Source organism: Streptomyces lucensis JCM 4490 (assembly GCF_014650035.1).
Taxonomy (GTDB): Bacteria; Actinomycetota; Actinomycetes; order Streptomycetales; family Streptomycetaceae; genus Streptomyces; species Streptomyces lucensis.
This window is the reverse complement of record NZ_BMUE01000001.1, coordinates 230775-254494: the sequence shown is the minus strand read 5'-3', so window position 1 is coordinate 254494 and position 23720 is coordinate 230775. Positions and strand designations below refer to the sequence as shown.

The following is a 23720-nucleotide window of genomic DNA, read 5'->3' as shown; positions in this document are numbered from 1 at the left end:
CCGACGACGGCACAGGGCCGTTCGGGCATTCCCCTCGGAAGGGCAGGTCATGACCGCGACACCGGCCGCGACGCCTCCCGGGAACCCGGTCCCGACGCCCGCGGAGAGCTCCTCGGCGCCTTCCTCGGCCTCCTGGGAGGACCTGGTCACCACCGCCCTGCTGGGCACCGACCGGCGCCCGCCGGCTTCCGGGGCGCCCGGCCGTCCGGCCCCCGTCGCGCTGCTGGACGCGGCCGCCGTCGCGACCGTGCGGCGGCGGGCCGGGCTGCGGCCGGCGCGGGCGGCCCGGCGGCCGGAGCGCGCCCCGGAGGACCCTCGCCCGGCGCTGCCCGCGGCGGCGGCACGCAGACTCGCGACGCTGCTCGCCGACCGTTCCGGCGGCACGTCCGGGGGCCGGCGGGGCAGCTCGCCGGACCTCATGGAACTGCTCCCGCAGTGGCTGGCGGCTGCCAACACGCACGGGTACGCGGCGCCCTCCCACACCCTGCCCGCGCTGCTGGACGCGGCCCGGGGCCGTACGGACCTGCGCCCGGCGGCGCTGGCCTTCGCGGGCCCGCGGGCCCTGTGGCTGGCCCGCCTGAACCCTGACTGGCGTTTCGTCCTGCGCGCGGCCCCCGGAGGCGGCTCGGCGCTGCCCGACGCGGGGGACGCCGAGGCGGTGGGCCGGCTGTGGCGGGAGGGGCTGTTCGCCGAACGGGTGGCCCTGCTGGGCTCGCTGCGCTCCCGTACGCCCGCGCTGGCGCGTGACCTGCTGGCCTCGACCTGGGCGGCGGAACGGGCGGAGGACCGGCTGATGTTCCTCGACTCGCTGCGTGCGGGTCTGTCGGCCGACGACGAACCGTTCCTGGAACAGGCGTTGGGTGACCGCAGTCGCAACGTCCGTACGACCGCGGCGGAGTTGCTGTCGGCCCTGCCGGATTCGGCGCTCGCAGCGCGCATGGCCGTACGGGCCGCCGCGTGCGTGGCCCTCGACCGCATGGGGGACGCGCCGGTGATCGTGGTGGAGGCGCCGCTCGAGTGCGACTCCGGCATGGAGCGCGACGGGGTGGTGGCCGCACCGCCCGCGGGGCGGGGGGAACGCTCCTGGTGGCTCGGTCAGCTGGCCGAGGCGGCGCCGCTCGGTGTCTGGCCGGAGCGGCTCGGCGGACGGACGGCGCGGGAGATCGTGGCGCTGCCGGTGGCGGACGACTGGCAGGGCGAACTGCACGCGGCCTGGTGCCGGGCGGCGGTTCGGCAGGGGAACGCCGAGTGGTCGCGGGCGCTGCTCGGCTCGCCGTCGGCGCCGGAGGCCGGTGGCCCCGGGGCGGTGTCCCTGGCGGAACGCGCGAAGCTGCTGGCCACGCTGGAGCCGGCCGAACGGGCCGGCTGGGTGGCCGGATTCATCGCGACCCACGGTCTGTCGGAGGCGTTCCAGCTGCTCGGCGTGTGCGCGGTCCCGTGGGCCCCGCCGCTGGGCCGGGCGGTCGTGGACGCCCTGAACATCGCGCGTGACGCGGGCAGTTACCCGTGGAGCTTCAGCGGGGTGATGGGACTGGCGGAGCGCTGCCTGGATCCGGTGGAGGCCACCCGGCTGGAGGCGCTGCTGGCGGTGCCCGACGAGCGGGAGGACGCGGCGCCGGGGGCCGGCGGGTACTGGGCGGAGGCGTTCCAGCGACTGGCCGTCACCCTGCGCCTGCGGGCGGAGATGACGGCCGAACTGGGCGCCGCTCCGCCCGCTTAGCTCCCGGGCGCGCCGGTTCAGCCCCCGGAGGCCGCCGGCTGACGCACGTTCTCGCGGACCCATTCCACGATCGACGCGGTGGTCGCCCCGGGTGTGAAGATCGCGGCGACGCCCTTCTCCTTCAGCGGCGGGATGTCCTCCTCCGGGATGATGCCGCCGCCGAAGACGAGGATGTCCTCCGCGTCCCGCTCCCTGAGCAGGTCGATGACCGCGGCGAACAGGGTGTTGTGCGCACCGGAGAGGATGGACAGCCCGATCGCGTCGGCGTCCTCCTGGATGGCGGTGTCGACGATCTGCTCCGGCGTCTGGTGGAGGCCGGTGTAGATGACCTCCATACCCCCATCGCGCAGGGCCCGCGCGATGACCTTGGCTCCGCGATCGTGGCCGTCGAGCCCCGGCTTGGCCACCACCACGCGGATCGGACCCGCTGCCACACCCATCACTGCCTCCATCAGACGACCCCGGAAGCGATCGCTTCCGTCCGTAACGACAAGTACCGCACTTTTGGCGCGTTCCGCCACCCGTCGCGAAGTGAACGAACGTTATCTACAGCATCCCGCAAGCGGCAGTTTTACGGTGCGCGGGGAGGGGGAAATCACACGGTGGGACATAAAGGCACACGGGGGACACAGCCGTCCTCCGGCGTGCCGACAGGAGGTCGGCCATGAAGGTCACCGGGGTACTGCCACTCTTCCTCCCGCTCTGCCGCCGTGTCTGGCCCGGCAGACTCGCCGGAATCTCCATGGCGCTGCTCAAGGCGACCGCCCTGGAGGCGGCGATCCTGACCGGTCATCTCCTGCTGTATCCGACGGGGCTCGCCCAGGAACGCCGCTCCGCCGCCCTGCCGGCCCCCGACGGCACCACCCGGCTGCCGATCCGCCCCGCCCCCCCGGTGGTGCTGCTGCACGGCTTCATCGACAACCGCTCGGTGTTCGTGCTCCTGCGCCGCAGCCTCGTCCAGCACGGCAGGCAGCGGGTCGAGTCGCTCAACTACTCTCCGCTCACCTGTGACATACGCGCTGCCGCCGAACTGCTGGGCCGGCACATCGAGGAGGTCTGCGCGCGCACGGACAGCGACCGGATCGACATCGTGGGACACAGTCTCGGTGGCCTGATCGCCCGCTACTACGTGCAGTGTCTCGGCGGTGACCTGCGGGTACGCACCCTCGTCACCCTCGGCACTCCGCACTCCGGGACCCGCGTGGCGCCGCTGGCCGACGCGCACCCCATCGTGCGCCAGATGCGGCCGGGCTCCGAGGTGATCGAGGAGCTGACCCGCCCCGCACCCGGCTGCCGGACGCGGTTCGTCAGCTTCTGGAGCGATCTGGACCATGTCATGGTCCCGCTGGAGGCGGCCCGCCTGGACCACCCCGACCTGGACGCCCACAACGTCCGGGTGACCGGCATCGGGCACCTCGCCCTGCCGGTGCACCCCGCCGTCGCGGCCCGGATAGGCGAGGTCCTCGACATCGCACACCCCACCGAGCGGCCGGCCGGCGGCCTGACGGTGGCCTGACGGGGCTCGACGGGGCCGGACGGATCACGAAATCCCTGCGGCACAGCCGTCGGACAGGTGACTCACCGTCGTTCGACATCGAACACTCATCGAACGCAAAGCCAAACTCGCGTCCGGCGTCCCCCGAAACACGGCCGATTGCCCGTTTGGGGCCCACGCGAAACAGGCTGAAGATTGTCGCGCCCGCGTACCGCCGGGTACAGTCGCCGCACTGCTCTGGCAGCCCCTGTTGTCGAGGCGAAAGAGAAGTTGGTGAACGACCGTCACCCGTCGGGGACCATGACCACCCCGGCCTCGGCTTCCGACGCCTCCGCCGCGCCCTACGCGCCGTACGGGGCTCCGGACGCCGCCTACGACGACCTCACCACGTACGGCGGCCACCACGCCACCGGTTTTGCGCACGGTTCCACCGGCCCCACCGCCTTCGAGACCGATCCGCTCTTCGGCAGCCTCCCGGACGGGCAGGCCACCAGCCCGTACGAGGCCACGCAGTGGCAGACCGGCACCGTCCAGGGCGGGCACTACGACCCCTACGCGGCCCAGCACCACACCGCCTACGACTCCGGTGCCCACGACGGCACGGCCTGGATCCCCGCGCAGGCCACGGGGAACGACGTCAGCGGCCAGTGGGACGCGGGCGCCTGGCTCCAGCCCGGCGAGGCCGGCGGCGCCGACCCCACCCAGCAGTGGGAGTGGGGCACCCAGGCCTTCGACACGGGCGCCTACGACGCCACTCAGTGGAACTCCGACGGCCAGGCCGTGCCGGCGGAGCCCGAGCAGGCCGCGGTGCCGTTCGACCAGCTGCCGACCTCCACGTTCGAGCAGGTGCCGTACGAGGACGCCTACGCGGACGCAGGCTGCGCGGAGCCCGCAGACGCCAACTACGCGGAGACCGCCCGCGAGGAACCGCACATCGGCGAGGACGGACCCGGCGACACCGGTGAACTGCCCTTCGTGACCGGCCTGCTGGACGAGCAGGAAGAGGTCACCCCGCTTCCGGCGCCCCGAGCGGGCTCGCGCGCTGCGGCCCGTTCCCGGCGCCGTACGCCGGCCAAGCGCTCGGCCCTGCTGACCGTCGCCGTGCCCTCGGCCTGCGTGATGGGGGTGGCCGGGATCGCCGCCGCCTCCGTCGGCACGCTGACGGACGACTCCTCGGGCACCGCCGCCTCCGCCTCCGACGCGCACGCGGTGCAGCCGTCGGTCGCCAACAGCAAGCTGGACAGCCAGCTCAGGACACTCTCGGCCGGCGCCGACGACTTCGCCGACCGGGCGAGCCGCACCCAGGAGCGGATCGACCTCAAGACGCAGCAGGCGCTGGAGAAGAAGAAGGCCGCCGCCGCGGCCGCGCTCAAGGAGCGGCTGCGCCCCAAGTTCATGCTGCCGGTCGCGCAGCGGGGGCTCAGCGCCTACTTCGGCCAGGCGGGCGTCAACTGGATGTCGGTGCACACCGGCATCGACTTCCCCGTCTCCTACGGCACCACGGTGATGGCCGCCACCGACGGCACCGTCACCACCAAGTGGAACAGCGCCTACGGCAACATGCTGATCGTGACGGCCAAGGACGGCACCGAGACCTGGTACTGCCACCTGTCCAGCTACCGCGTGGCCTCCGGCGCGACCGTCAAGGCCGGCGATCCCGTCGCCTACTCCGGCAACTCCGGCAACTCCACCGGACCGCACCTGCACTTCGAGGTGCGGCCGGCGGGCGGGTCGGCCATAGACCCACTGCCGTGGCTGCGCAGCCACGGGATCGACCCGACGTAGGGCCCCGGTGCGGGACCCGGGGGCCGCGCCCCCGGCTCCCCCGTGCCCTCCGCTACAGCTTCTCCACCGGCGCGTACCGCAGCAGCAGCCGCTTCGGCTTGGTGTCGCCGAAGTCGATCGTCGCCTCCGCGTTCGCGCCCGTGCCCTTCACGGCGACGACCGTGCCGAGCCCGAACTGGTCATGGGTGACCCGGTCCCCGACGGCCAGCGCCGGCACCGGCTTCTCGGTGGTGCGCCGCGTGGCGAACCCGGCCGCGCCCGACGCCGAGGAACGCGAGCGGGCCGAGGACAGCGAGGACGCGATCCCGGAGGCCGGCCCGGAGGACACCGGCGCGGCCGCACCCGTCCGCTTCCACTCCATGTGGGTGGCCGGGATCTCCTCCAGGAAGCGGGAGGGCGGGTTGTACGACGGCTGGCCCCAGGCGCTGCGCATCGACGACCGGGTGAGGTAGAGCCGCTCCCGGGCGCGCGTGATGCCCACGTACGCCAGGCGCCGCTCCTCCTCCAGCTCCTTCGCCTGGCCGAGGGCGCGCATGTGCGGGAAGACGCCGTCCTCCATGCCCGTCAGGAAGACGACCGGGAACTCGAGGCCCTTGGCGGTGTGCAGGGTCATCAGCGTGATGACGCCGTCGCCCTCCCCCTCCTCCGGGATCTGGTCCGAGTCGGCGACCAGGGCGACCTGCTCCAGGAAGTCCGCGAGCGTGCCCTGCTCGTCCTCCCCGCGCTCCTGCTCGAACTCCAGGGCCACGGCCGCGAGTTCCTGGAGGTTCTCGATGCGGGTCTCGTCCTGCGGGTCGGTGGAGTTCTGCAGCTCGGCCAGGTAACCGGTGCGTTCGAGTATGGCCTCCAGTACCGTCGCCGGTCCGGCGCCGGACTCCGCGATGGTCCGCAGGTCCTCCATCAGCGTGTTGAACCGCTTGACGGCGTTGGTGGAGCGGGCGGCCATGCCGTACGCCTCGTCGACGCGCCTGAGCGCCTGCGGGAAACTGATCTTCTCCCGCTGGGCGAGGGCGTCGATCATCGCCTCGGCGCGCTCGCCGATGCCCCGCTTGGGCACGTTGAGGATGCGGCGCAGCGGCACCGAGTCCTCGGGGTTGGCGAGGACGCGCAGGTAGGCGAGGACGTCCCGGACCTCCTTGCGCTCGTAGAAGCGGACGCCGCCGACGACCTTGTAGGGCAGGCCGACGCGGATGAAGACCTCTTCGAAGACACGGGACTGGGCGTTGGTGCGGTAGAAGACGGCCACGTCACCGGCCTTGGCGTCGCCCGCGTCGACCAGGCGGTCTATCTCGTCGGCGACGAACTGGGCCTCGTCGTGCTCGGTGTCGGCGACGTAGCCGGCGATCCGCGCGCCCTGACCGGCGTTGGTCCACAGGTTCTTCGGGCGGCGGGACTCGTTGCGCTCGATGACCGCGTTGGCGGCGGACAGGATGGTCTGCGTGGAGCGGTAGTTCTGCTCCAGCAGGATCGTCGTCGCGTCGGGGTAGTCCTCCTCGAACTGGAGGATGTTGCGGATCGTCGCGCCGCGGAAGGCGTAGATCGACTGGTCGGCGTCGCCCACCACGCAGAGTTCGGCGGGCGGGACGTCGTACTCGCCGGGCGGGACGTCGACCGGGTGGTCCGCCGTGCCGACGAGTTCCCGCACGAGCGCGTACTGCGCGTGGTTGGTGTCCTGGTACTCGTCGACCAGGACGTGCCGGAAGCGGCGGCGGTAGTGCTCGGCGACGTCCGGGAAGGCGCGCAGCAGGTTGACCGTCGTCATGATCAGGTCGTCGAAGTCGAGCGCGTTCGCCTCGCGCAGCCGCGACTGGTACAGCGCGTAGGCCTGGGCGAGGGTCTTCTCGAAGCCGTCGGTGGCCTGGGCGGCGAAGTCCTCCTCGTCGATCAGCTCGTTCTTGAGGTTGCTGATCTTGGCGCTGAAGGACTTGGGCGGGAAGCGCTTGGGGTCGAGGTCCAGGTCGCGGCAGACCAGGGCCATCAGGCGCTTGCTGTCGGCGGCGTCGTAGATCGAGAACGACGACGTGAAGCCGAGCTTCTTCGACTCCCGGCGCAGGATGCGCACGCACGCGCTGTGGAAGGTCATCACCCACATCGCGCCGGCGCGCGGGCCGACGAGCTGCTCCACGCGCTCCTTCATCTCGCCCGCGGCCTTGTTGGTGAAGGTGATCGCGAGGATCTGGCCCGGGTGCACGTTCCGCTCGGCGAGCAGGTGGGCGATGCGGTGGGTGAGCACGCGGGTCTTGCCGGAGCCGGCGCCGGCCACGATGAGCAGCGGGGAGCCGGCGTGCACGACCGCGGCACGCTGGTTGTCGTTCAGCCCCTCCAGCAGGGCCGCCGCGTCGAGCACGGGGCGCGGGGCCCCGTCGCGGTAGTGGGCGTCCCGGTCCGGCGGTACGTCGAACTTCCCGCCGAACAGATCGTCCGGAACCGGCTCCGGAGCGTGATCGTCCTCGGGCGGCGGCGGGGGCTCCTCGTCGTGCCCGCGAGGGGGCCGGAGGTCCGCCAGGAAGCTGTCGTCAAAGAGGCTGCTCATCGCTCTACGAGTCTAGGGTGCCCCACCGACAACCGGTCGCCGTCCCCGAAACTGGCCGGCGGACAGCGCCCGCACCGGCCGCGGACCCGGTGGCGCGGACTGCGCCCCGTGGGGGCGATCGAGCCCTCACGCTGCGAAAGCACCTGGTCACCACGGCGTGAAACATGCCCCAGGTCACAGAAATGTATCGGACATACCTCGCACCAACCTTCACAGGAGACACACGAATTGGCTAGGTTGCCGTCAGGCCGCACGACCTTTCTCCGGCGAACGTCGCCGGGCCGCGCGGCCTCCGCCGAGTCCGGCGTGCCCGCACGGCGCCCGGAGCCGGGGACCCACCGATCCTGGGGTGAATCGGCCGACTCCCGCCCGGGACGACGCCGTAGGGCAACCCTTCCGAACCACCCGCCCGAACCCGACAGCTAACCCGGTAGGCGGCACGTTGGAAGGAGTCGCCAGCCTTGGCGTCGCACCGCAAGCCGCGCCCCGTCGGCACCCGTGGACCGGGCCTGCGCGGCCCCGCCCTCGCCACCGCAGCCTTCACCTCCGTGGCCGTCCTGTCCCAGACGGCCGAGGCCGCCGCCCCCACCGGGGACGGCAGGCCGAGCCTGGAGGAGATAGAGAAGAAGATCGACGAGTTCTACCGCCAGGCCGACTCGACGCCGGACGACGAACCGGCGGCCAGACAGCGGGGGCGCATCGAGGACCTGCGCCAGGAGGAGGCCCGGCGGGCGGGGCTGCTCGCCAAGGCCCGGGAAGGGTGGACGCCGTTCACGTCCGCCCCGGACACCGGCGCTTCCCTCCTCGAGGAATTCCCTCAGGACCACTTCGCCCAGAGCAGAGTGATGAACCGGCTGGCCTCGCGCGTGAAGGACACGGCGGAGCGGGGCAAGGCCGCGAAGAGCCCGCAGGCGCCGTCCGTCCCGCAGGCGCCGTCCGTCCCGCAGGCGCCCTCCGTCCCGCATGCGCCCTCCGTCCCGCAGGCGCCCTCCGTCCCGCAGACGCCGTCCGTCCCGCAGACGCCGTCCGCCGCGCCCTACGACGTGAAGGCGGCGAAGGCCTCGGTCCAGCGCAAGCTCGCCACCGCGCGCGAGCAGCTGTCCCGGCTCACCGCCCAGGAGCGCGGACGACCGGCCGCGCCGGGGCGGCCGCGCCGGACGGAGCCCGGTGCGCAGGCGTACGCGCCCCAGGCGCGCGAGCCGCAGGCGTACGAAGCGCAGACGTACGCGTCCCGGGCGCAGGAACCGCAGGCGTACGAGACGCAGACGTACGCACCTCAGGCGTACGAGCCCCAAGCCTATGAGGAGCCCCAAGGCTACGAGGAGCCGCAGACCTACGAGGAGCCGCAGGGGTACGAGCAGCAGGCGAACGAGCAGCAGCGCTCGGCGCAGGTCAGCAAGGCCGAGAAGGCGATCGCCTTCGCCCGGGCCCAGATCGGCAAGCCGTACGTGAAGGGTGCCACCGGCCCCGGCTCCTACGACTGCTCCGGCCTGACCCAGGCCGCCTGGAAGGCCGCAGGCGTCTTCCTCCCGCGCAGCGCCCGGGATCAGGCCGCCGTGGGCACCCCGGTCCCGCTCGACGAGGCGCGCGCCGGCGACCTGGTCTTCTTCCACGACGACAGCAGTCACGTCGGCCTCTGCACGGGCGGCGGAATGATGATCCACGCCCCGGAGCCCGGCGCGTACGTCCGCGAGGAGCCCGTTCACCACGGCGACGCGTCGATCGTTCACGGCGTGGTGCGCCCGGTCTGACCGGCCGCCACCCGTCCCGCCTAGGACCGTCACGGCCGGCCGCCGGGAGCTACGCGCGTAGCGGCGTTTTCGCCCACCACGCGCGCGTGCCCCCGCGAACGGCCGTGGCGGCGTGGCCGGCGACCGCCGCCGGCGCCGTGTCCGCGGACCGCCCCGGGCGGCGGGGCGGAGCGGACGTCACGTCCAGAGGACGGCGATGAAGATGTTCGCCATGGTCAGCAGACCGACCAGCCCGAAGAGCCGCTTGTCGACCCGCTCCTCGTCACGCTTCACGTAAACCAGCCCGAGGATCACGATCAGCAGCGCCAGCTTCACGCCGATCTTGATGTTGTTGACGTGGCCGCCGTCGGCCTGGTTGAGGCCGACCAGCACCACCCCGGTGACCAGCATGGTCACGGCGCCGTGGAGCATGGCGGGCACGAAGCGCGCGGTGCCCTGGCCCATCGCCCTCATCTGGGTGAGGAAACCGCCGAGCAGTGCGGCGATGCCGATGATGTGCAGGCCGACGAAGAGATGGATGAGTACGTCCATGGGGCCGGAGCCTAACGAGGGCCGTGCGGGCCCTTCGTCACCGGGCCGGTCGACGGGCCGACGATCTTGCATATATGCGTCCCATAGCAGTCCTCGACTCACGCCTGTCCCGCTTTTCACGCTTCGGTCACCACGCTGCGCGAAGAGGACGATTCCGGCCATGAGGGGCGGCCATGTTCGCTCATGTCCCGGTACGTCCAGGACAGTTCCGTACACCGCGTTACCCCCTCGTCACAGTCCGGCCTAGCGTCCTGCCCCAGGTGACCGGCTCCCCTCCGCCGCCCGGGCCAGGGACGGCAGGCCGGCCGCCACCGCCGAGAAAGGCCCGGCGGCGGCCCGCTCCCCCTGTGCGGACCGCCGCCGGACACGCCGACCGCTCGGTCGTACGAGTCCCACGAAAGGACGTGACGGTCCAGGTGGCAGCGCACCGCAAGCCCCGCCCGCACCCGCTCGGCGGCCATACAGCCCGGACGGCCGCCACCCTCGCCCTGGCGGGCGCGGCCACCGCCGCGGGTCTCGACGGGACGGCACACGCCGAGCCACAGCTGACGCCGGCGCAGGTGAAGGCCAAGGTCGACACCCTGTACCAGCAGGCGGAGACCGCCACCGAGAAGTACAACGGGGCGAAGGAGAAGACCGATTCGGCCGAGCGGCGGCTGAACGCCATGCGGGACCAGGCCGCCCGCAAGCAGCAGAAGCTCAACTCGGCCCGGGACCAGCTCGGTTCCCTCGCGGCGGCGCAGTACCGGGACGGCACCATCGCGCCCTCCTGGCAGCTGGCCCTGTCCAGCGACCCCGACGGCTACCTGGAGGGCGCCGAGTTCGCGGAGCGGGCGGGCGACCGGCAGACCGCCGCCGTGTCAAAGGTGCGCGACCAGTTACGGGAGATCGAGCGGCTGCGCGGCGCCGCACACGTCGAGCTGACGTCCCTGCGCTCGCGGCAGACGGAGCTGAAGCGGCAGAAGAAGACCATCACCGGCAAGCTCGCCGAGGCACGCGCGCTGCTGGCACGGCTCACTCCACGGCAGCGGGCCGAGGTCACCGGCGACGGCTCCACGGCAGGGCACGCCTCCCGGCCGGCCCCGGACACCCGGGACACACCGCTGCCGGCCGGATCCGCCACGGCCCCGAACGCGCGCGCGGCGGCGGCCGTCTCCTACGCGTACGCCAAACTCGGCAGCCCCTATGTGTGGGGCGCCACCGGACCGAACGCCTTCGACTGCTCCGGCCTGGTCCAGGCCGCCTACCGCTCCGCCGGCGTCTCCCTGCCCCGCACCAGCTACGCCCAGATCAACGCGGGCCGTCGCGTCTCCCGCTCCGAACTCCGTCCCGGGGACCTGGTGTTCTTCTACTCCGGCGTCAGCCACGTCGGCCTCTACGTCGGAGGCGGCCGGATGATCCACGCCCCGAACCCGTCGGCGCCGGTACGGCTGGCCCCGATCGACCAGATGCCGTTCGCGGGGGCCACCCGGGTGGCGTAGGGATCCGCCGGAGGACTTGTCGAACCTCAGGCGCCGGTGCGGGTATGCGCGACGAACGCGGTCCAGGGGCCCCGGCAACCGGCTCCCGGAGCTGCCCTGCCCCTCGGCAGAGGCAGAGATCCCGGCTCGCTGCGTGGTCACCGAGCAGGAGGTCTGTGTGACGGTGACCGACGCGAACGACACGCTGCCGACTCCTGGCACGGCGTCTTGGGACGACGAGTCGGGCCGGGGCTCGCGCTGCTGGCGGCGCTGGCGGACGGCTGGGCGCCGGGAGGAGGGAGTGCGGGATCGGCAAGGAGGTGTGGTTCGTTCTGGTCACCTCCCGTAGGCCACAGCCTGAGGTGTGATCGCCGGCGCGCCTGCCGGACGGTCACACCAGCCGGCGCGCGGCGGCCCAGCGGGTCAGCTCGTGCCGGTTGGACAGCTGGAGCTTGCGCAGGACCGCGGAGACGTGGGACTCGACCGTCTTCACCGAGATGAACAGCTGCTTGGCGATCTCCTTGTAGGCGTACCCGCGGGCGATCAGCCGCAGCACCTCGCGCTCGCGCTGGGTGAGGCGGTCCAGGTCCTCGTCCACGGGCGGGGCGTCGGTGGAGGCGAAGGCGTCGAGGACGAAACCGGCCAGCCGCGGGGAGAAGACGGCGTCGCCCTCCTGGACGCGGAAGATCGAGTCGATCAGGTCGGCGCCGGTGATGGTCTTGGTGACGTAGCCGCGGGCGCCGCCGCGGATCACCCCGATCACGTCCTCCGCCGCGTCCGACACGGACAGCGCGAGGAAGCGTACGGGCCGCTCGGCGTCCGCCGTCAACGCGGCGCAGCGGCGCAGCACTTCGACGCCGCCGCCGCCCGGCAGGTGGACGTCGAGGAGGACGACCTCGGGGCGGGTCGTGGTGATGACCGTGACGGCCTGGTCGACGTCCGCCGCCTCTCCGACCACCTCGACGCCGGTCTCGGCGGTCTGCCCGATCTCGGCCTGCACGCCGGTACGGAACATCCGGTGGTCGTCCACGAGCACCACCCGTACGTGCCGCCCGCCGGCACCGCCGCCGGCGGGCCCGCCGGACTCGGCCGCCTCCGCTGCTCCCGGCCTGCCGTTCCCCTCGGTCGCGTCGTTCATGACGTCTTCTCCGCCCTCTCCATCTCCAGTTCGACCTCCGTGCCGCCGCCCGGCACCGCCCGCAGCCGGGCCGTGCCGCCGTTGCGCTCCATGCGGCCGATGATCGATTCTCTGACGCCCATGCGGTCGGCGGGTATCGAGTCGAGGTCGAAGCCCGGACCGCGGTCGCGCACGGACACGAAGACCGCCCTTCCCTCGACCTCGGCGTAGACCTGCACGGCGCCGCCCTCGCCACCGTACTTGGCGGCGTTCACCATCGCTTCACGCGCGGCCTGCATCTGCGCCCCGGTCCTCTCGTCCAGGGAGCAGTCGCCGACGACCACGACCTCGATGGGCACGCCGTGCTTGTCCTCCACCTCGGCGGCGTTGCGCCGCACCGCCTCCGCGACCGTGTCCGGCTCGTCGGCCTCGTCCTTGCCGGTGCCCTCCGGCTTGTACAGCCAGGTGCGCAGGTCCCGCTCCTGGGCGCGGGCGAGGCGGCGCACCTCGCCCGCGTTGTCGGCGTTGCGCTGTATCAGGGTGAGCGTGTGCAGCACGGAGTCGTGGACGTGGGCTGCGACTTCGGCACGTTCCTGGGCGCGGATGCGCATCAGGCGCTCCTCGGACAGGTCCTGGGTCATGCGGACCAGGTAGGGGCCCGCGAGCAGCGTGATGCCGACGAGGACGGCGAGCGCGGCCTGGAGGACGGCGCCGAGGTGGGCGGCGGAGCCCTGCAGGACGAAGATGGCGGTGACGCCGGCGGTGACGAGCAGGACGCCGCCTGCGGCGCGGAGCAGGGTGAGGGTGCGGCGGCGCCGGCCGACCTCGACCCAGCGGGCGCGGCGGGCGTTGTCCGCCTGGCGCCAGACCAGGGCGACACCGGCCGCGACGAGCACGGAGGGCAGCAGGTACGCCTTGGCCGCGCTGCCCAGATTGACACTGCCCACGAAGACGACGGACACGATGACCATCAGCACCAGGGCGACGATCTGGCCCCGGTCGGGCTTGCGGGTCACCAGTCTGCGGCGGCCGTCCGGTGAGGTCTCCGTGCCGACCAGCGACGGCGGCCTCTGGTCGTCGACGCCGCCGACGCCGAGGGGGACGAAGAACCAGAACGCCGCGTACAGCAGTGCCCCGAGTCCGTCGGCCATGAACAGGCCGACGAAGGCCAGCCGCACCCAGATGACGGGCAGCCCGAGGTGCCCGGCGAGGCCCCGCGCCACTCCGCCGAGCCAGCGTCCGTCGCTGCTGCGGTAGAGCTTGCGCGGCGGCCGCGGGTCGTCGAGTGGCAGGCTGGCGGCGTCCGGCATGCCAACGATGGTCACATGGCCGGCGGGGCGGAGCATCAGGGTCTGACCCTAGAACGCCCCTGATCTTCGCCGCGACCGGCCCGGGAAGGGCCGCGGGAGGGCGCCCCCGGTGCCGCTCGAACGCTTCCCGCCCCCGCCTCGGGGCCGATTTCAGGGTTCGGCCAGGGTCGTCCCGACTGCCGCCGCGCCGGCCGGGCCGTCACCATGGACGCATGACGGATCACGAGCACGCCGCGACGGGTCCGGGACCCGGCACCGGCCCGCGCCCGGCTCCGGGCACCGGACCGACGGATGCCGCACCCGCCGCGACGGAGACGGGAGCGGCCGGCGCGGACAGCGACACCCGCGCCAACGCCCGCACCCGCGGCGGCACCCGCACGAGCGACGGCGCGGACACCGGCCGCGGCACCGGCGAGCCGGGAGCCGGGCGGACGCACGACTCCGGCGAGGCCGCCGCCGCGTTCCGGCGCGACCGGCGGCACAAGATGATCGCGGGCGTGTGCGCGGGTCTGGGACGGCAGACCGACATGGACCCGGTGATCTTCCGGATCACCCTGGCCGTGCTGTCGGCGACCGGCGGCATAGGCCTGATCTTCTACGGGTTCGCCTGGCTCCTGGTGCCCTACGAGGGCGACGAGGAGAACGAGATCCGCCGGCTGCTGACCGGCCGGGTCGACGGCCAGGCGCTTGCCGCCGTGCTGTTCTCCCTGGTCGGCTGCGGGATCTTCCTGACCATGCTGGGAAACGGCGGGGTGCTGGCCTTCGCCGTCGTGCTCTCCCTGCTGCTGGCCGGCGCCGGGTACTGGTCGCGCCGCCGCGGGGCGGCCGACCCCGACCCCCTGGCCGCACAGGCCGCCGCCGACGCACCACCTGAGGCTCAGGCGCCGCCGGTCGCCACTTCCTACCCCTCCTGGTGGCGGGATCCGATCGTCAAGGACGGCACCCATGTGGGCGGCACCGGTTACCTGTGGGGCCCCGGGGACTTCAGCCGGCCGGACCTCCTCTCGGTCGTCGACGTCGGCATGGCGACCCCCTGGATCCACTCCGGTGCCGTGCAGCCGCCGCACGTCGCGCCCCCGAGACCGCGCGGGCCGCGCTGGATCGGCGGCTGGGTGTTCCTGCTCGCCCTGCTGGCGGGCGGCCTCGGCACCGCCTCGACCTGGGAGACCCGTCCGCTCGGCACCAGCCTGCAGGCCGGCCTGGCCTGCGCCCTGGTGGTCCTCGGTCTGGGTGTCGCGCTCAGCGCGTTCCTGGGCCGTACGGGGGCCGGGACGGTGTTGCTGGCGGTCGTCACCGCGGCGCTGCTCGCCGGGGCGTCCGCCCTGCCGAAGGACATCACCACGCACTGGCGGGAGTCCTCGTGGAAGCCCGCCGCGACGGCGAAGGTGCGGCCCGCGTACGAGCTCGGCACGGGGCGGGGCACCCTGGACCTGAGCCTGGTGCGTCCGCCGGGGCGGCAGAAGGTCGCCACGAGCGCCCATGTGGGCGCGGGACAGCTGAAGGTGATCCTGCCGGCGGGCGCCACCGTACGGATGGACATCGACGTGGGGCTGGGCGACATCCGGTTGCCCGGGGACGACAGGAAGGACGTGGACGTGCAGCCGGGCAGGCACAAGGCCGTGACGCTGGCGCCGGCCAAGGGCGCCGGGAAGACCGGCACGCTGGACCTCACCCTCGGGGTGGGCGTGGGACAGGTGGAGGTCAGCCGTGCTGCGTCATGAGTTCGAGCCGGGGAAGCTGGTCGCCGGGCTCTGCCTGACCGTCACCGGTGCCGCCTTCGCCGGGGACGCGGGCGGGCTGTGGGAGACGCCGTGGATCCTGGTGGTCCCGCTGGTCGTGGGCGGCCTGTGGCTGGCCGTGGTCACGGCGGCCGTGAACCGCGGGATACGCAGGCGGAGCGGCGCGCGAGGCGCTCAGCGGTAGCCGTCGGACCGCTGCCGGCGGCGGGCGTGCCAGACCGCGTCCAGGGAGAGGTAGGGCGTCCCGGCGAGGACCAGCGGCAGCCAGGCCATCAGGTAGGCGAGGTCGTTGCCGTAGTAGTAGGGGGTGGACGCCCAGCTGACCGTCAGCCACAGGCTCAGCGAGATCAGCGCGCCGCCGAGCGCCGCCACCCGGCCGAGCAGGCCCAGCAGCATGCCGATGCCGACGGCCAGTTCGCCGAGGGCCATGCCGTAGCCGAAGCCGACGGGGCTCTTGAGGGCCAGGTCGATCAGGGCGGGGACGGCGGAGGAGTCGCGGGCCGAGCGCATCGTCTCGCCGATCGAGCCGGCGCCGCTCGACCGCAGGAAGGTGCCGTCGGTGAGCTTGTTCAGGCCGGCGTAGAGGAAGGTGACCCCGAGGAAGACGCGCAGCGGCAGCAGCGCGTAGTGAGACGCGGTGTCCCGCCAGCCGCGGCGGCCATCGAGCCGGTTCGCGTACGTGTCCGTCCGAACGCTGTGAGTCATCGCTGCCCGCCGCCTCTCACCTGCCGTGCCGCCCTCGCAGAAGGGATACGTATGAGGGGACCGGCCCGTTCAATCCCGTCCCGGACGATTTTCCAGGTTTCGGAGGTTCATGCGACCGGGGCGCGGCCGGCCGGCCGCTCACTCCGTCACGCGGACCGCGTACCGGTTGGTCGGCACCCCGGCCGCCGTCACCACCTGCACCTCCACCGAACCCGGCTCCACCTCGGCCGGGACGGGCACGGTCAGGACGGTGTCCGTGGGGTTGCGGAAGCCGCCCGCGACGGGGACCAGCGGCACGTGGACGTCCACCGCCCCGATGCGGACGACCATCCGCGAGAGCCGGTCGGCGCTGTGCGCGCCGGGCGGGACGAAGCCGGTGCCGCGGATCTCGATGTCGTCACCGGTGCGGATCGGCCCGTCCAGGTCGCCGGGTTCCCGGGCACGGACCACGGAGTGGACGGCCGGACGGCCGCCCTCGGCGTACTTGCCGGCCAGATAGGTCGCGGCCGAGATCAGCACGACCGCGCCCAGCCCCCAGGGCAGGTCGGGCAGCTGGTCGGGGCGGCGGGCGAGCCGTACGGCGGCGAACAGCAGGGCGACGGCGCTGACGGCGACGTACTGGATGTCGGCGAAGGCCCCCCGGCCGGAGTCGTCGGTGAGCAGGTCGGCGGCGCGCGGCCGGTGGGCCGGCACCTTCTGCAGCCGCTGGGCGAGGATGCGCAGCCCCACCACCCGGCGGACCAGGACGGCGATGCCGCACACGACGGCGAGGACGGTGACCACGCCCGCGCCGCGCGCCAGGTCGAGCCCCGAGAGCAGCGCGTCGCGTTCGGCGGGGCCGGAGGCGGCGGCCAGTCTGACGGCCAGCACGAGGACCGCGTAGACGACGAACAGCACCCAGCAGGCGGCCACGGAGCGGGAGGTGGACATCCGGTTGTCCTCGCCGATCACCGGGGCGAGCGCCCCGCCCCGGGCCCGGTGCAGCCGGCAGGCGGCGGTCAGGGCGCCGGCGACGGCGAGCGCGGCGGTCAGGGCGGCGGTGCGGGCGCCGGTCCAGCCGGCACCGATCGCCGTGAGGGCCTCGGCGAGCAGCAGGGCGACGACCGCGCCCCACACAGCGCACACCGTCCACAGCCACAGCCGCTCGAGCCACGCCTGGCCCTCCGCACGGCCGCGTTCGGCGACGGCCTCCGCGCGCTGGGTCAGCTCCTCGGAGACCCACTGCCGGGACGCCGACGCCGAGTGCGCCACGGCGGCCGGCAGGCCCTGTCCGGCCGCGAACTCGTCGCGTCGGCGCAGGAACGCGGCGACGGCCCGCCGGTGCCCCTCCCGGGCCCCGTGCGGGCAGTCCCCGCAGGTACAGCCGCCCTGGTGGGCCCCTTCGGGGCCCGTGCCCGCTCTCGCTTCCTGCACCGCCACGCCCGCCGCCCGCCTTCCCCACGACCTTCCGGCACGGGCGCCGGCACCCGCGGTGCGCGCCGAACCTCCGTGCAAGTCCCCTGTGCCGAAAGCGAATTGTGCCCTACGGCGGGCGCTTTGCGGCCGCCGGACCGAGTCTTTCCGGGTGAAGCCGCAACCGCGGTGTTGACCCGGCCGGGACCGCCGGCGGGTCGGGACGGGCTCAGCCGAGCAGGTCGGGTTCGCTGCGGGTGATGTCCTGCCACAGCGGCTGGTAGTTGATCCACGCGACCAGGTCGCCGCCGAGCTGTTCACGGGTGGCGACGGCCAGTTTGTGGTCGATGAGCACCGGCCGCCCGGCCGCCCGGGCCATGAGCTGCACCTGGCAGGACCGCTCCATGGACAGGAACCACCAGGCCGCCGCGTCCACCGAGTCCCCGACGGTCAGCAGACCGTGGTTGCGCAGCACCAGCGCCTTGCGGGAGCCGAGCGTGGCCGCGATCCGGCGTCCCTCCTCGGCGTCGACGGCGACACCGCTGTAGGCGTCGTAGAGCGCGACGTCCTCGTAGAAGGCGCAGCTCTCCTGGGTGATGGGGTCGATCAGCTCGCCGAGCGCGGCGAGGGCGCGGCCGTGCACGGAGTGGCAGTGGGCGACGGCGACGACGTCGGGGCGGGCGGCGTGGACCTGGGCGTGCACGGTGAACGCGGCCTGGTTGACGTGGTAGCGGCCCTCGACGACCTGCCCGTCCCGGTTGGCGAGGACGAGGTCGCCGACGGTGACGTGCCGGAACGGCATGCCGAACGGGTTGACCCAGAAGCAGTCGCTGAACTCGGGGTCGCGGGCGGTGATGTGCCCGGAGACCCCGTCCTCCAGCCCGGCCCGGCCGAAGACGCGAAGGGCACCCGCGAGCCGCTCCTTGCGGTGCCGGCGTTCGTCCTCCACCGAGTCGTGCATCGGCGGCATGGCGAAGCGCAGCTGGTCCGTGGGCAGCGGCAGGGGCGGGGTGGGCCCGTGCATAGGTCCTCCAGCGGGGGGATTTCCGTACGGGCGGGAAGTTACCCCTGGGCCGCCCGAAACGGCAGAGCTGGTTCGTGAAAGTGATGTACGCGGCGGATACCCGACAGAGGGTGTCGGGATTCGTCGTGAGACTGACGCGTATGAACTGGGCAGCCTTCACCATCGCCGCGCCGGCACTGGCGGCGATCGCCGGGGAGCGTTTCGGCGCCCACCGGCACCACGTCCTCGCGACCCTCCGGAAGGACGGTTCGCCCCGCACCAGCGGCCTGGAGGTCCGCTTCCTGGGCGGGGAGCTCTGGCTCGGCATGATGCCGGGCTCCCGCAAGGCCCTCGACCTGCTCCGCGACCCGCGCTTCGCGCTCCAGGCCAATCCGGGCACCGGCCCGGACGGCGGCGGGGACGTCCGGATCAGCGGGCGGGCGCTGGAGGTGGCGGACGGCCCGGCCAGGGCCGCGTACGTGGAAGAGGTGGAACCGCCGCAGCCGTTCCACCTCTTCCGCACCGAGCTGACGGAGGTCGTGCGGACCTACGTCGAGGACGACCGGTTCCTGGTCGTCCAGGTCTTCAGGCCCGGAGCGCCGGTGCGCACGCTCAGACGGACCTGACCGTCCCGACGGGCGGGACTACTCCCACTCGATGGTGCCCGGCGGCTTCGACGTCACGTCGAGCACGACGCGGTTGACGTCCCGGACCTCGTTGGTGATCCGGGTCGAGATGCGGGCGAGGACGTCGTACGGCAGCCGCGACCAGTCGGCGGTCATGGCGTCCTCGGAGGAGACCGGGCGCAGCACGATCGGGTGACCGTAGGTGCGGCCGTCGCCCTGGACGCCCACGCTGCGGACGTCGGCGAGCAGCACCACCGGGCACTGCCAGATGTCGCGGTCGAGGCCGGCCGCGGTCAGCTCCTCGCGGGCGATGGCGTCGGCCTCGCGCAGCAGGTCCAGACGCTCCTTGGTGACCTCGCCGACGATACGGATGCCGAGGCCGGGGCCCGGGAACGGCTGGCGCTGGACGATCTCCTCCGGCAGGCCCAGCTCCTGGCCGACCATGCGGACCTCGTCCTTGAACAGCTTGCGCAGCGGCTCGATGAGCTTGAACTCGAGGTCCTCGGGCAGGCCGCCGACGTTGTGGTGCGACTTGATGTTGGCGGTGCCGGTGCCGCCGCCGGACTCGACCACGTCCGGGTACAGGGTGCCCTGGACCAGGAACTCCACGGCCGGGCCCTCGTCGGCGATGATCTCCGCCTGCGCCTGCTCGAAGACGCGGATGAACTCACGGCCGATGATCTTCCGCTTCTCCTCGGGGTCGGAGACCCCGGCGAGCGCGTCGAGGAAACGCTGCTCGGCGTCGACGACCTTCAGCTGGACGCCGGTGGCCGCGACGAAGTCCTTCTCGACCTGCTCGGTCTCGCCCTTGCGCATCAGGCCGTGGTCGACGTAGACGCAGGTCAGCTGGGAGCCGATGGCCTTCTGGACGAGGGCGGCGGCGACGGCGGAGTCCACGCCGCCGGACAGGCCGCAGATGGCCCGCTTGTCGCCGACCAGCTCGCGGATCGCGGTGACCTGCTCCTCGATCACGTTGCCGGTGGTCCAGTCGGGCTTGAGGCCCGCACCGCGGTACAGGAAGTGCTCCAGCACCTGCTGGCCGTGCGTGGAGTGCATGACCTCGGGGTGGTACTGGACGCCGTAGAGCCGCTTGTCGTCGTTCTCGAACGCGGCGACCGGCACGACGTCCGTGGAGGCGGTGACGGCGAAGCCCTCGGGGGCGGCGGAGCAGGCGTCGCCGTGCGACATCCACACGTGCTGCTCGTCCGGGGTGCCCTCGAAGAGGGTGGAGGACGTCTTCGACACATGGAGGTCGGTCCGGCCGTACTCGCGCGAGCCGGTGTTGTCGACGGTGCCGCCGAGGGTCTGTGCCATCAGCTGGAAGCCGTAGCACATGCCGAAGACGGGGACGCCGGCCTCGAAGAGGGCCCGGTCGAGGGTGGGTGCGCCCGCCTCGTACACCGACGAGGGGCCTCCGGAGAGGATGATCGCCGCGGGGTTCCTGGCGAGCATCTCCTGGACCGGCATGGTGCTCGGCACGATCTCGCTGTAGACCCGCGCCTCGCGGACACGACGGGCGATGAGCTGGGCGTACTGCGCACCGAAGTCGACGACCAGGACGGTGTCGGGGGCGGCGGCAGACTGGGTCGCTGATGACACGGGGTGCCTTCCGGCGGTGGGGCGGGGGTCTGTTCTTCCGATTCTAACGGGGTGCCGTGGCATACTGGCCGCATGCTCAAGCACTCGACCTTCGTCTTTACCTATGGCACCCGGCCCGCCGGCTGCCATGGTCGTGCTGCTTGAGCGAACCGCCAAGCGACTTCCCAGGCGCCCCGGGCCGACAAGGCCCGGGGCGCCTGTCGTTCACCGGGTTCCGTCGTCCCGGGGCATCCACCTTCCGATCCAGGAACACGATCAAGGAGCCCCGACGTGACCACCACCACCCCGGAAGCGGCCATCGCCGACGCCCGTGAGCGCATCGACACGCTCGACGACCGGATCATCGGCCTCGTGCAGGAGCGGATGGCCGTCTCCGCCGTCGTCCAGCAGACCCGTATCGCCTCCGGTGGACGCCGGGTGAACCTGTCCCGCGAGATGGAGATCCTCGGCCGCTACCGCGACGCCCTCGGCAGGCCCGGCACCGCCCTCGCCATGACCCTGCTGGAGCTGTGCCGGGGTCGCATCTGAGTTCGGACCCGCTCTCACCCGTACGGAGCGTGACCGGCTCGCCCGCCGCTTCGTTGAGGGAGGTGTCCGTGCCAGCCAGGGGCGGGCCCGAAGGGACCACGCGTGGCTCGCCGGGGCGATGAGGCGTACGGGTCGTGCCGTGCGCCGTGGGACCTCGCTCCGGTGACGTGACCGGACGGCAGGGGACAGCAGACCGGTCACCCAGGTAAACGGCCGGCTCCGGGGACGCCCGGGGCCGGCCGGCGGAAGACCCCACCTGTGCACGGGCGCCGGACCGGCGGACGCCGCGCCCCGCACACGGACCGGCCGGCCAGGCGGCGCGCCCCCCGGCGCCGCTCACCGGCACCGGCGCCGCCCTGACGTCGGCGCCGACCGGAAGAAGGGCCCCGCGGCACCTCCGTCCCGCGGGGCCCTTCGCCGTGCCGCGGAACGCCCGTCACCCCACCGTGCGGCTGTGACTCACGCCACACGAGAATCTGCCGCGAGCAGGGCAACCCTCCTGCCTTTTCGCTGATCAAACCTGCCGAATCAGTAAAGCGACGAGAGGTACCCGCCTTCGGAGGGGGAGGCGGGTCCCTCTCCGCCGCCGCGGCGGCCTCTCGCCCTACTCCTTCGGCGGCACCGCCGGCATTCCCAGGAACGGCAGCCGCAGCGCGCCGTGCGCCTCCGCCGGGACCGCCGGGGCCTGCGGCTCCACCGGCTTGAGCCGCTCGTACGCCGCACCCGGCGCCGGACGCGGGTCCTCCTCGCCCTTGTTCGGCCAGAAGGACATCGCCCGCTCGGCCTGCGCGGTGATCGTCAGCGAGGGGTTCACGCCCAGGTTCGCCGAGACCGCGGCGCCGTCCACGACCGAGATGCCCGGGTGGCCGTACAGCCGGTGGTACGGGTCGATCACGCCCGTCTCGGGGGAGTCGCCGATGGGGCAGCCGCCGAGGAAGTGCGCGGTCAGCGGGGTGCCCATCAGCTCGCCCACGTTGCTGCCCGCGAAGCCGTTGATCTCGTCGGCGAGCACGGACGCCGCCTCGGTGGCGGCCTTGATCTGCTTGGGGTTGGGGGACCCGTGGCCCTGCCGCGCGGTCAGCAGGCCCTTGCCGAGGCCGCCGGGCTTCAGGTACGTCGTCAGGGAGTTGTCGAGCGACTGCATGACGAGGCCGATGATGGTCCGCTCGGACCAGCGCCGGTTGGAGAGCGAGCGGGCGACGAGGACGGGGTGCCTGGCCACGTTCGCCAGCCAGGCCAGCACCCGGGAGGAGCCCTCGGCGTACGGCACCTGGAGGATCGACAGACCGCCCATCGCGTTGGAGCCCTTGCCGTAGCGGACCGGCTCGATGTGGGTGTTCTCGTCCGGGTGGATCGAGGAGGTGATGGCCACGCCCTGCGTGAAGTCGGCCTTCGGCGCCCCGTGCGCCTTGCGGTAGCGGCGGTTGTCGGTCTGGGCGCCGACCAGCGCCTCGGAGTTGGTCCGGGTCAGCTCGCCGAGCCGGTCCGACAGGCGGGGCAGCCGGCCGCTCGCCTTCATGCGGTGCAGCAGGGTCTGCGTGCCGTAGGTGCCCGCCGCGACGACGACCTTGCGCGCGGTGAGGATCCGGCCCTCGCCCTTCTTCTTCCGGTGCGTGGGCAGGGTCGCCACCGCGTAGCCGCCCCGCGAGTCGTCGGTGACGGACACGACCGTCGTCATGGGGTGGACGACCGCGCCCGCCTTCTCGGCGAGGTAGAGGTAGTTCTCGTTGAGGGTGTTCTTCGCGCCGTGCCGGCAGCCGGTCATGCACTCGCCGCACTCGGTGCAGGCGTTCCGGGCCGGGCCGGCGCCGCCGAAGTAGGGGTCCGCCACCTGTCCGCCCGGCGTCGTCCGCGCCGTGCCCCGGGCGTCATCGCCGTCGCCGAAGAACACGGCGACCGGTGCGAGGTGGAAGGTGTCGCCGACGCCCATCCGCTGCGCCGCCGCCTTCAGATGCACGTCGGAGGGGGTCATGGTGGGGTTGAGCCGCACCCCGAGCATGCGCTTGGCCTGGTCGTAGTACGGCTTCAGCTCCTCGTGCCAGTCGGTGATGCCGCGCCACTGGGGGTCGTCGAAGAAGGCCTTCGGCGGTACGTACATGGTGTTGGCGTAGTTGAGCGAACCGCCGCCGACGCCCGCCCCGGCCAGCACCATCACGTTGCCCAGCAGATGGATGCGCTGGATGCCGAACATGCCGAGCTTCGGGGCCCAGAGGTAGTTCTTCAGATCCCACGAGTTCTTCGGGAGGCTGTCGCGGGTGAAGCGGCGGCCGGCCTCCAGCACGCCGACCCGGTACCCCTTCTCCGTCAGGCGGAGGGCGGACACCGAGCCGCCGAAACCCGATCCGATGACGATGACGTCGTAGTCGTACCCGTCCTCGTCCCGGGTCTGGACAGACTTCTCCTGCGACACGTGCTCTCCTCGTTGA

19 protein-coding genes and 1 riboswitch are annotated in these 23720 nt (G+C 72.9%); of the genes, 9 read left to right on the top strand and 10 right to left on the bottom strand.

The features are described 5' to 3' along the window. Positions 1–49 precede the first annotated feature (49 nt). On the top strand, positions 50–1720 hold the full coding sequence (locus IE177_RS01120; protein ID WP_190012770.1) for a DUF5691 domain-containing protein: 1671 nt from the start codon (positions 50–52) through the stop codon (positions 1718–1720). Positions 1721–1737: 17 nt separating this feature from the next. Here the strand turns inward: IE177_RS01120 and icmB are convergent, their stop codons facing one another. Then, positions 1738–2160: a coenzyme B12-dependent isobutyryl CoA mutase small subunit gene (gene icmB, locus IE177_RS01115; RefSeq protein ID WP_190012769.1), complete on the bottom strand. Its 423-nt coding sequence runs from the start codon at positions 2158–2160 to the stop codon at positions 1738–1740. Between the two features lie 224 nt (positions 2161–2384). Here icmB and IE177_RS01110 point away from each other — a divergent pair, with 224 nt between their 5' ends. Both IE177_RS01110 and IE177_RS01105 read left to right on the top strand, forming a co-directional pair. Beyond that, positions 2385–3236: an esterase/lipase family protein gene (locus tag IE177_RS01110; RefSeq protein WP_190012768.1), complete on the top strand. Its 852-nt coding sequence runs from the start codon at positions 2385–2387 to the stop codon at positions 3234–3236. Positions 3237–3488: 252 nt separating this feature from the next. Beyond that, complete coding sequence (locus tag IE177_RS01105; RefSeq protein WP_190012767.1) at positions 3489–5000, top strand: M23 family metallopeptidase; 1512 nt, start codon at positions 3489–3491, stop codon at positions 4998–5000. Between the two features lie 52 nt (positions 5001–5052). On the opposite strand, the gene pcrA is transcribed toward IE177_RS01105, so the two are convergent. After that, a complete protein-coding gene (pcrA, locus tag IE177_RS01100) occupies positions 5053–7533 on the bottom strand; it encodes a DNA helicase PcrA (RefSeq protein WP_190012766.1) in 2481 nt (826 codons plus the stop codon). 283 nt (positions 7534–7816) lie between these two features. Continuing rightward, positions 7817–7986, top strand: a riboswitch (cyclic di-AMP (ydaO/yuaA leader). Between the two features lie 8 nt (positions 7987–7994). Here pcrA and IE177_RS01095 point away from each other — a divergent pair. Beyond that, positions 7995–9284 carry a C40 family peptidase gene (locus IE177_RS01095; protein WP_190012765.1) on the top strand — a complete coding sequence of 430 codons (1290 nt, stop codon included), beginning with the start codon at positions 7995–7997 and terminating at the stop codon, positions 9282–9284. A 177-nt stretch (positions 9285–9461) separates the two neighbouring features. Here the strand turns inward: IE177_RS01095 and IE177_RS01090 are convergent, their stop codons facing one another. Beyond that, positions 9462–9815 (bottom strand): hypothetical protein, encoded by a 354-nt coding sequence (locus IE177_RS01090; protein WP_190012764.1) that lies wholly within the window; start codon positions 9813–9815, stop codon positions 9462–9464. A gap of 416 nt (positions 9816–10231) precedes the next feature. Here IE177_RS01090 and IE177_RS01085 point away from each other — a divergent pair, with 416 nt between their 5' ends. Continuing rightward, positions 10232–11296 (top strand): C40 family peptidase, encoded by a 1065-nt coding sequence (locus IE177_RS01085; RefSeq protein ID WP_190012763.1) that lies wholly within the window; start codon positions 10232–10234, stop codon positions 11294–11296. A 370-nt stretch (positions 11297–11666) separates the two neighbouring features. Here IE177_RS01085 and IE177_RS01080 read toward each other — a convergent pair whose 3' ends face one another. Beyond that, positions 11667–12413, bottom strand: a complete 747-nt coding sequence (locus tag IE177_RS01080; RefSeq protein ID WP_190012762.1) for a LuxR C-terminal-related transcriptional regulator — start codon at positions 12411–12413, stop codon at positions 11667–11669. Beyond that, the gene (locus IE177_RS01075; protein ID WP_190012761.1) at positions 12410–13702 is read right to left on the bottom strand and encodes an ATP-binding protein; all 1293 of its coding nucleotides are present in this window, start codon (positions 13700–13702) and stop codon (positions 12410–12412) included. Before IE177_RS01075 ends, IE177_RS01080 begins: the two co-directional genes overlap by 4 nt. Positions 13703–13914: 212 nt before the next feature. On the opposite strand from IE177_RS01075, the gene IE177_RS01070 reads away from it, so the two are divergent. Both IE177_RS01070 and IE177_RS01065 read left to right on the top strand, forming a co-directional pair. Then, the gene (locus IE177_RS01070; RefSeq protein ID WP_190012760.1) at positions 13915–15423 is read left to right on the top strand and encodes a PspC domain-containing protein; all 1509 of its coding nucleotides are present in this window, start codon (positions 13915–13917) and stop codon (positions 15421–15423) included. After that, positions 15410–15625, top strand: coding sequence for a hypothetical protein (locus tag IE177_RS01065; RefSeq protein WP_190012759.1), 216 nt, complete (start codon positions 15410–15412; stop codon positions 15623–15625). Before IE177_RS01070 ends, IE177_RS01065 begins: the two co-directional genes overlap by 14 nt. Here the strand turns inward: IE177_RS01065 and IE177_RS01060 are convergent. The 3 genes from IE177_RS01060 to IE177_RS01050 all read right to left on the bottom strand — a co-directional run bounded on the left by IE177_RS01060 (position 15616) and on the right by IE177_RS01050 (position 18562). Next, the gene (locus tag IE177_RS01060; RefSeq protein WP_190012758.1) at positions 15616–16146 is read right to left on the bottom strand and encodes a DoxX family protein; all 531 of its coding nucleotides are present in this window, start codon (positions 16144–16146) and stop codon (positions 15616–15618) included. The genes IE177_RS01065 and IE177_RS01060 overlap by 10 nt on opposite strands. A 138-nt stretch (positions 16147–16284) precedes the next feature. Then, complete coding sequence (locus IE177_RS01055) at positions 16285–17565, bottom strand: hypothetical protein (protein ID WP_190012757.1); 1281 nt, start codon at positions 17563–17565, stop codon at positions 16285–16287. 202 nt (positions 17566–17767) lie between these two features. Beyond that, positions 17768–18562 carry a class II aldolase/adducin family protein gene (locus tag IE177_RS01050; protein WP_190012756.1) on the bottom strand — a complete coding sequence of 265 codons (795 nt, stop codon included), beginning with the start codon at positions 18560–18562 and terminating at the stop codon, positions 17768–17770. Between the two features lie 140 nt (positions 18563–18702). On the opposite strand from IE177_RS01050, the gene IE177_RS01045 reads away from it, so the two are divergent. Then, the gene (locus IE177_RS01045; RefSeq protein WP_190012755.1) at positions 18703–19167 is read left to right on the top strand and encodes a pyridoxamine 5'-phosphate oxidase family protein; all 465 of its coding nucleotides are present in this window, start codon (positions 18703–18705) and stop codon (positions 19165–19167) included. An 18-nt stretch (positions 19168–19185) separates the two neighbouring features. Here IE177_RS01045 and guaA read toward each other — a convergent pair whose 3' ends face one another. Then, positions 19186–20766 carry a glutamine-hydrolyzing GMP synthase gene (gene guaA, locus IE177_RS01040; RefSeq protein ID WP_190012754.1) on the bottom strand — a complete coding sequence of 527 codons (1581 nt, stop codon included), beginning with the start codon at positions 20764–20766 and terminating at the stop codon, positions 19186–19188. Positions 20767–21036: 270 nt separating this feature from the next. Between guaA and IE177_RS01035 the strand changes: the two genes are divergently transcribed. Beyond that, positions 21037–21294: a chorismate mutase gene (locus tag IE177_RS01035; RefSeq protein ID WP_190012753.1), complete on the top strand. Its 258-nt coding sequence runs from the start codon at positions 21037–21039 to the stop codon at positions 21292–21294. Between the two features lie 604 nt (positions 21295–21898). Here the strand turns inward: IE177_RS01035 and IE177_RS01030 are convergent. After that, complete coding sequence (locus tag IE177_RS01030; RefSeq protein ID WP_190012752.1) at positions 21899–23704, bottom strand: GMC family oxidoreductase N-terminal domain-containing protein; 1806 nt, start codon at positions 23702–23704, stop codon at positions 21899–21901. Between the last annotated feature and the right edge of the window lie 16 nt (positions 23705–23720).